Source organism: Streptomyces sp. CB02959, from assembly GCF_002803155.1.
Lineage (GTDB): Bacteria > Actinomycetota > Actinomycetes > Streptomycetales > Streptomycetaceae > Streptomyces.
In genome coordinates this window covers 69237-76009 of the sequence record NZ_NNBP01000041.1, presented here as the reverse complement: position 1 = coordinate 76009, position 6773 = coordinate 69237, and the positions used below count along the sequence as shown (strand labels likewise).

Annotated in this window: 9 protein-coding genes; 1 reads left to right on the top strand and 8 read right to left on the bottom strand. The window is 69.0% G+C overall.

Annotated elements, in window-relative coordinates:
• The 6 genes from CG747_RS42020 to CG747_RS47640 form a co-directional block, all read right to left on the bottom strand.
• On the bottom strand, nucleotides 1–215 hold a 215-nt coding region (locus CG747_RS42020; RefSeq protein ID WP_180985950.1), incomplete at its 3' end, for a transposase family protein.
• Nucleotides 216–465: 250 nt separating this feature from the next.
• Nucleotides 466–1191 (bottom strand): hypothetical protein, encoded by a 726-nt coding sequence (locus CG747_RS42010; protein ID WP_257981091.1) that lies wholly within the window; start codon nucleotides 1189–1191, stop codon nucleotides 466–468.
• A 48-nt stretch (nucleotides 1192–1239) separates the two neighbouring features.
• Complete coding sequence (locus CG747_RS42005; protein WP_146022259.1) at nucleotides 1240–1521, bottom strand: hypothetical protein; 282 nt, start codon at nucleotides 1519–1521, stop codon at nucleotides 1240–1242.
• A 278-nt stretch (nucleotides 1522–1799) separates the two neighbouring features.
• Nucleotides 1800–3341, bottom strand: coding sequence for an AfsR/SARP family transcriptional regulator (locus tag CG747_RS42000; RefSeq protein ID WP_100607160.1), 1542 nt, complete (start codon nucleotides 3339–3341; stop codon nucleotides 1800–1802).
• A gap of 6 nt (nucleotides 3342–3347) precedes the next feature.
• Complete coding sequence (locus tag CG747_RS41995; RefSeq protein ID WP_100607159.1) at nucleotides 3348–3620, bottom strand: helix-turn-helix transcriptional regulator; 273 nt, start codon at nucleotides 3618–3620, stop codon at nucleotides 3348–3350.
• A 149-nt stretch (nucleotides 3621–3769) separates the two neighbouring features.
• Nucleotides 3770–3958 carry a hypothetical protein gene (locus tag CG747_RS47640; RefSeq protein WP_146022258.1) on the bottom strand — a complete coding sequence of 63 codons (189 nt, stop codon included), beginning with the start codon at nucleotides 3956–3958 and terminating at the stop codon, nucleotides 3770–3772.
• Nucleotides 3959–4372: 414 nt separating this feature from the next.
• On the opposite strand from CG747_RS47640, the gene CG747_RS47635 reads away from it, so the two are divergent.
• Nucleotides 4373–4717, top strand: coding sequence for a hypothetical protein (locus CG747_RS47635; protein WP_146022257.1), 345 nt, complete (start codon nucleotides 4373–4375; stop codon nucleotides 4715–4717).
• 5 nt (nucleotides 4718–4722) lie between these two features.
• Here CG747_RS47635 and CG747_RS41990 read toward each other — a convergent pair whose 3' ends face one another.
• Both CG747_RS41990 and CG747_RS41985 read right to left on the bottom strand, forming a co-directional pair.
• Nucleotides 4723–5097 carry a hypothetical protein gene (locus CG747_RS41990; protein ID WP_100607158.1) on the bottom strand — a complete coding sequence of 125 codons (375 nt, stop codon included), beginning with the start codon at nucleotides 5095–5097 and terminating at the stop codon, nucleotides 4723–4725.
• A 463-nt stretch (nucleotides 5098–5560) separates the two neighbouring features.
• Nucleotides 5561–6619, bottom strand: coding sequence for a helix-turn-helix transcriptional regulator (locus CG747_RS41985; RefSeq protein WP_257981090.1), 1059 nt, complete (start codon nucleotides 6617–6619; stop codon nucleotides 5561–5563).
• Nucleotides 6620–6773: the final 154 nt, after the last annotated feature.

Here is a 6773-nt window from a genome sequence, read left to right as displayed (position 1 = left end):
TAGCGGAAGACGGTTGCGATTCCGATGCCGAACCCGGCGGCGAGCTGGGCATAGGTGTCACCGCACCGCAGATGAGCCAGGGCGAGCAGGGCCTGGCGTGCAGCGGAGAGACGTCGCCACCGCGTCCCGATCTCCTGCCTCCTCACGGCCAGTTGCCCCGTCAGGAACCGCAGAGTGCGGCTGGACAGATCGATCGAGGACGGATAGGCAAGCACACGAAGCTCCTGGCGGGCACGGGTGATCTTGGTCGAGAACCCGTCTACCAGGAGCTTCACCCTTGCGCAGGACTGTCCAACTCGCGGTCAGCAACGCCAGCTTGGAAACGGCTCATGGTCGACCGGATGCGCGAAAAACCAGGTGGCGATCAGGTCGACGTGACCATGGGCGACATGTCCCGCGTCACCACCGGCCGCACCTACGGGCTGACCTACTTGGTCTTCAACACGATCGGCAACCTGCTCCGACTCAGTCGAGCTTGCAGGCTTCGGAGGCCGGCTGTTCCTTGGCGAGGAATATCGTCTGGGCCATCATCTTGTAGCCGCTGATGCGCTCGCGGAACGTCTCGATGGACTCCTCGGGGTGCACCGAGTCGATGACGGCGTGCGGGCCGTGCGCGTTGAACTGGTGGCTGACGCCGCGCGGGATCTGCATGTCCGCCCAGGAGTTCTCCGGGACAGTCAGGTTGTAGCGGGTGCGGTGCACGCCGTCGGGGGCGTCGGAGGCGGCGTCCTCGAAGACCTCCGGCCGGAACGGCGTGACACCCTCGATGTGGGTCACGTCGATGGGCGAGAGGCTGGACACCCGGATGCGGGTGCCGGGGCCGGTCATCATGCGTACGAAGCGCAGCCCGGTGTGCAGGTGCATCCGGGAGCAGATGTCCCGGTCGATGACGTCGTAGAAGTCCATGAGGTAGCGGTCGGCGAAGAACCCTTCGAAGGGGGCGTCCAGCATGTAGACGTCACCCTCCTCGAAGGTCTGGGCGCGCTGGATGCCGTCCCCGTCCTGGGTGGTCGCGGCCGGGGCGTGGTGCGCGGCGCGCACCACACCGCCCAGGGCGTCGGTGATGGCGAGGGAGATCTCGGCGGGCAGCTGGATGACGGGTGTGACATGGCATCGGCCCGGGTCGCTGAAGTCCACCACGTCATGGACTTCGTTTTCGTCGTCGGGGGTGAACTTCATGAACTCGGTCATGCGAACTCTCCTTGTGCGATCGGTGCAACCGGCCGGGTCCCTTGTCCCTTACCGAAAGGGGGACTTCACGGCGCGGTAGGTGGTGCGGCAGGGAGTCGGCGTCCTGGCGCAGGACCCCGACTCGCACTTGACGTAGGACGGCTCGATGTCATGGTCCGCCGGGGTGAGTCCGGCGCTCTTGAGGGCGGTGGTGAAGTCGTCCGGCCCGTAGGAGCGGCTGCGCAGGGGCTGGTTCACCCGGTACGCCCGGCCGTCGTCCTCCACGACCCCGGAGATCCGCAGCATGCCGGTGCCGGAATCCGCGTCCCCCACACTCCTCTTGGCATTCACGGCGGTGTCCTCGTCGAGCAGCGTGAGGTTGTCCCAGTGGCCAAAGTGCGAGGTCCCGAAGACGTCGCACAGGAACTGGCCGCCGTCCGCCAGGGCCGCGCCAACCCGGTAAGAGCAGCGCTCCAGGTCGCCGGGGGCGTCGAGGTGGTTGAGGGCGCCGTCCAGGCAGACGGCGGCGTCGGCCGGCTCCGGGAGGGAGCGGACCGACCCTGCACCCCAGTCTGACGTAGCAGACTTGGACGCCCCGGTCTGCTTCGGACAGGAATCGCATGGCGGTGTCAGAGCGCCGCGGAGGCGGTGAGTTCGTCGCGTTCTGTGGGAGCCCAGTCCAGTGTCCCGGTCCTGCGGTGTTCCTCCATGCCGCGTAGGTTGCTTCGGCCGCGGGAGGGTTCCCACCCTTCGGGGGATTCCGGGCCGACGCGCCGGGCGGGAGTCCGCTCGCTCGCCCGGCGGGTGAGGTCGCAGACGCGCACCTGGCCTCGGGGAGCCAGCACCAGCAGTCGGAAACATCGGTCCACCACCTCCCCCACCACCTCCGGGACGATGTCGTCGTCGGGGCGGAACGAAAGGTAGGCGTCCCCGGTGACCACGGCGATGTGCAGACAGGTGCGGTGGGCCAGGGGCCGGGCCGGGCGGCCGGGCCCCCGGTGGTTGAAGCGGTCGCGCATGGCGTGGGCCGCCCGTACCGCCCGGGCTGCGTCGTCCTCGTACGGCTCCGGGTAGCCGAACAGCGTCGAGAAGACCGGCCCGCCCGCGTGGTTCATCGTTCCGCCGAACTGTTCGCTCACCTCGCGGACCACCGTCTCGCACTCGCGCTGGGCGGCCTGAAGGTCCGCCGCCCCGTGGCCCCGCCCGTCGGGTGCGTAACGCGCCCACGCCAGGAGGAGGCTGACGCGTTGGCGTTCCACCGTGAGGTCGTTCCGTCCGCGCGGCCGGGGGTGGGGAGGGTGGACGGCGGTCAGTCCCGGCCGGGCCTGGGCCGGGGGTCTGCGCACCGAGTCGGGCCCGGGCAGGGCCGTCACATCGATCAGGGCGGGCCGGGACGGAACTTCGAGTTCCGGATCGTGGTCGAGGATCGCCCGCTGCAACTTCTGTATCTTCCGGGTGGGTTCGAGACCGTAGCGCTCGGCCAGCTCGACCCGGATGTGGCGGTAGGCCGCGAGTGCGTCGGTCTGCCGGCCGCAGCGGTACAGGGCCAGCATGAGCTGACAGCTCAGTCGCTCCCGTGTCGGCTCGGCGGCGGCGACAGACTGGAGTTCGCCGAGCACGGCGTGGTGACGGCCGCACGCCAGCTCGGCCTCGAAGAGGTCTTCCAGGGCGTTGAGGCGGCCGTTCTCCAGCACGGTCAACTCCGGCCAGGCGAGGCCTTCTTCGACCAGGTCGGCGAGTGCGGTTCCGCGCCACAGCCCGAGGGCTTCGCGCAGTACCCGTGCCGCCGACTCGTAGGAGCCCGCGGCGACGTCGGCGCGTCCGCGCTCCGCCGCCTGCCGGAAGCGGAACAGGTCGATCGCGTCGGGGTCGATCCGGAGCCGGTAGCCATGGGCCTCGGTCAGCAGGACCGCCCGCCCGCTGGCGCCCGAGTCGGTGCCCGTCTCGGACGACAGCACGCGGCGCAGGTCCCGGACGGCGTTCTGGAGCATCTTCCTGGCGGTCAGCGGGGTGTCGCCGGGCCACACGGTGGCGAGCAGCTTGCTCGTGGCCACCACGCTGTTGGCGTGGATGAGCAGGTGGGCGAGTGCACCACGTCTGATCACTCCGCCCAGTGACACCGGTTCCCCGTCAGCGAATACCTCCAGGGGGCCAAGCAAGTGGAAGTCCATGGAATCTCACCTTCGTTTTGGAGACGCCTGTCCCCTTGTCTCCGCCACGCCTCCCCTGCCCTCGCCGAGTGCGTCGGTCATCGCGAGCCGCAGGAGTTGCATGCGCTGGGTGACCCCTGCCTTGGCACGGATGCGGCGCATGTACGTGTCGACGGTGTGCGGGCTCAAGCCCAGGAGACGCGCGGCGGAGGTGTACGTGTGCCCGTCGAGAACGCAGGCCAGGACCTCGCGTTCGCGGTCGCTGAGCGAGTCCAGCGGGTGCCGGTCGGGTGGTCTCATGGTGATGAGTGGTCTCTCTTCTGGCCTCACGGTTCGGACGAGGGGAGGCGGTATCGCCGTCCGGCGGCGATACCGGCCCTACGCCGTGCACCGTCCCCCGACGGCCTGCACCCGGTCGGCCGTTGGTCACGGATCGGGCTGCGGCGACCTCATCCCCAGCCGGTGTCCTCGTCACCGCCCGACGTGCACGCTCCCGGGGTGTGGGCCTGGGCCACGGGCGAGTGGGCGGCCGGCGGGTGGGCTCCGGTGCGGGGTGCGTGCGGGGAGGCGCTAAGGAAGAGCGTGACGGACGCCGCCGTGGTCGCGGTGACGGCGGCGGAGTGGGAACGGATTCTCATCAGGGCCTCCGGAGGGGGACAGATCCGATGCCTGGGATCGACCGAGGTCTGATCCGGCGCTCCGATCATGACTCTCGGCCGTCACGTGCACCATGCACCCATCTGCTCACCAACGTGCCGGGCAACAAAGCGAGGGGAGAATAAAGGAAACCAAAACGGATAAATGCGGGTGTTGATGTCCCTGTTGGGGGCTGAGCGGTCCATGGCCGGTCACCTGAGAAGCCGTCATCAAAGCGATCTTGCGGCGTGAAGGTCGGACGGGGTTCGAGCCTGCTCCCGTTGGGTTGATCGCCAGCCGGCCGGCGCATGAGAGAGGGGCCTCCTGCACGGCTCGGAGATGTCGAGTCCACGAGCACCAGGAGGCCCCAGGCGTCACAGCCTTCCGCGGCAGCGGCGCCGACGTCCAACTCCGTTGTGTCGCACTGCGATTGCCTCGCGCACCGGTTCGGCAATGCCGCCGACCACGGCGACCGTGAGCGCCGCTACCTGGCCCAGGCCCTGCTGAGCGAGTTGCACGACCGGCTGCGCCGCAGGGTGCGCGTGCAGGAGGGCCGCGACCCGCAGCCCAGCGCGGGGATCGCCGACTCATGGCGCTGCCGCGCACTCAGCTCCCGGTCCTCCAGCAGCCCCGTAGGCGACGGCATCCGGCCCTCCAGCGATGCGGCGACAGGACGCCGACATCCCTGCCGCCCACCCGCCGACACCAAGCCCGACCAGCGGAAATCAAGCGATCACGCCCGGATTGCCAGCGGCTTCTGAGAGAGTCATGGTGTGGCACGCAGGACGAGCAGCAGCAGCAGGCAGGGGGCGTTGGCACCGGAGAGCGTGCAGCCGTGTCCGGCGGGGGCATAGACAATCTCGCCGGCCCGCAGCCGTAGTTCGAGGCCGCCCTCCGCGTGAGGGGCGTGGTCCCGGCAGTCGATGCGGCACCGTACTCCGCCTCGCACGGGGAAGAGCAGGACGTCGGCGCCCGTGTGGTCGACGGAGATCGCGCTCCCGGCGAGCAGCCGTCGTTCGAAGGCTTCGACGGTGCGCCCGATGACGTCACCCAGTCCGGTGGCCAGCCTGTTCGCGCCGGCGCCGGGGGGCGCGGGTCGCCATGCGGCGTCGGCCGTCCCGCCGAAGGTGTCGAGGAGCATCGGGAGGATGGCGTGAGCACGCTCGGGCCATACCATCGCGGGTCCGGTGCCCTGGTAAGTCGACAGGCATAACGCCATGTCACGGAGGAAGAGTTCGCAGTCGGTTTCGGACACCGTTGCCCCCACTGTCGCAGTGTCGAGTTCGCTTGTGACGGGTGCCACCGGCAGAAGTGCGACGCACGGCTTCCCGGGCAGATCGCGCATCGGTTGCGTCAGGGCACGCGAAGTCGACGGCCCCGGCAGCCGTTCGGGGCCAGGGAACGTCCACGTCCGCGCAAACCCCCCGCGCGTAGGCGGCCGCCCATGCTCCCGCGGCCGAGGCCGGTCGCGCCAGCCCCGAATTCGCGGTCCCGTGACGGCGTGACGCAGAGGACACCGCGGTGACACACGGCAAGGCCGCGACGGCGGGTGCCGTCGCGGCCTGGTGCGGGTCCGTGGACCGTCGGGTCTTGGTGAAATCCTGCTACAGAGCGGCCTCTTCCGTGCCGGTGGACGGCCCCCTCTCGTCGTGGTCCAGCAGACCGGCCCGGGCGGCGAGGACGCCGGCCTGGAACCGGCTCCCGGCACCGAGGGTTTCCATGATGTCGGCGACGTGCTTGCGGGTGGTGCGCAGCGACATCCCCAGCCTGCGGCCGATGGTTTCGTCCTTGTAGCCGTCCGCCAGCAGGCGGAGGACCGTCCTGTCCAGCTCCTTCGCCACCGATTCGAGACCGTCGGCGGCGGCGTCGGAGAAGGGCCGGGCGTGCGCCCACGCATTCTCGAACACCGAGCAGAGATACTTGACGATGGACGGCTCCCGCACCATCACCGCCCCCAGGCTTCCCTCCTGGTCGGGGACGAACGCCAGGTCACGGTCGAAGATGATGAGACGGCCGAAGGGGTCGTGGACCGTGCGGTATTCGGCTCCCAGACCGGACAGCGCGGCCACATAAGCCTGGCTCGGCGCGTTGAACCGGGCCGTGTGGTTGTAGAGGGTTTGCATCCGCACTCCGCGGGCGAGCAGCGCCGTGTCGCGACTGAACGCCTCCTGGAGCACCTCCGGTGAGCGGCAGCCACCCGGCTGATTGCTCAGGACCTCCTCCCGGCATTCGTTGGAGGCACGGTTCAACTCCGCGCGCACCTCGTCCAGATACGGGATGACCTCGATGCTATCGCCATGGCGGCGCCTTCCTTCGAGGAAGTGATGGCGCAGCCGGCCGAATTCGAGGCTGATCTGGTTCAGGCGACTCTGCTGCTCCTGTAAGGACTTCTGGATCGGGGCGGCGAGTGCGGCAGCGACCAGGTCCGGATTGACAGGTACCAAGAGCGCCGCGTCCTTCGAGTGGGAGCGCAGCAGACCCAGTTCTTTCAGCCGGTCGACGATCGAGTCGAGGTCGTCCTCGGATAATTCCAGCCCGGGCAAGGTTCCCAGGCGTTCCCTGGTCACTTGCTGGTACTGCAGAATGCAGGAATAGACCGCCACCTCGCTCTCGCTCAGATACGACGGGCCGGTGGAGGTGGCCGCCTGAAGGGGAAGGCTCACGGACACTCCCCTCGCGCAGGAGGCATTGCCGACCATTCCTCGGACGAGGATCTTCTACCAGATAACCGATCTGTCAGGAGCATCTCTCTTCTTTTCTCTTCCGCCTGGGGCGCGGCGAGAAGTACGGCGCCTTACATGGCAGACGGTCGTCGCC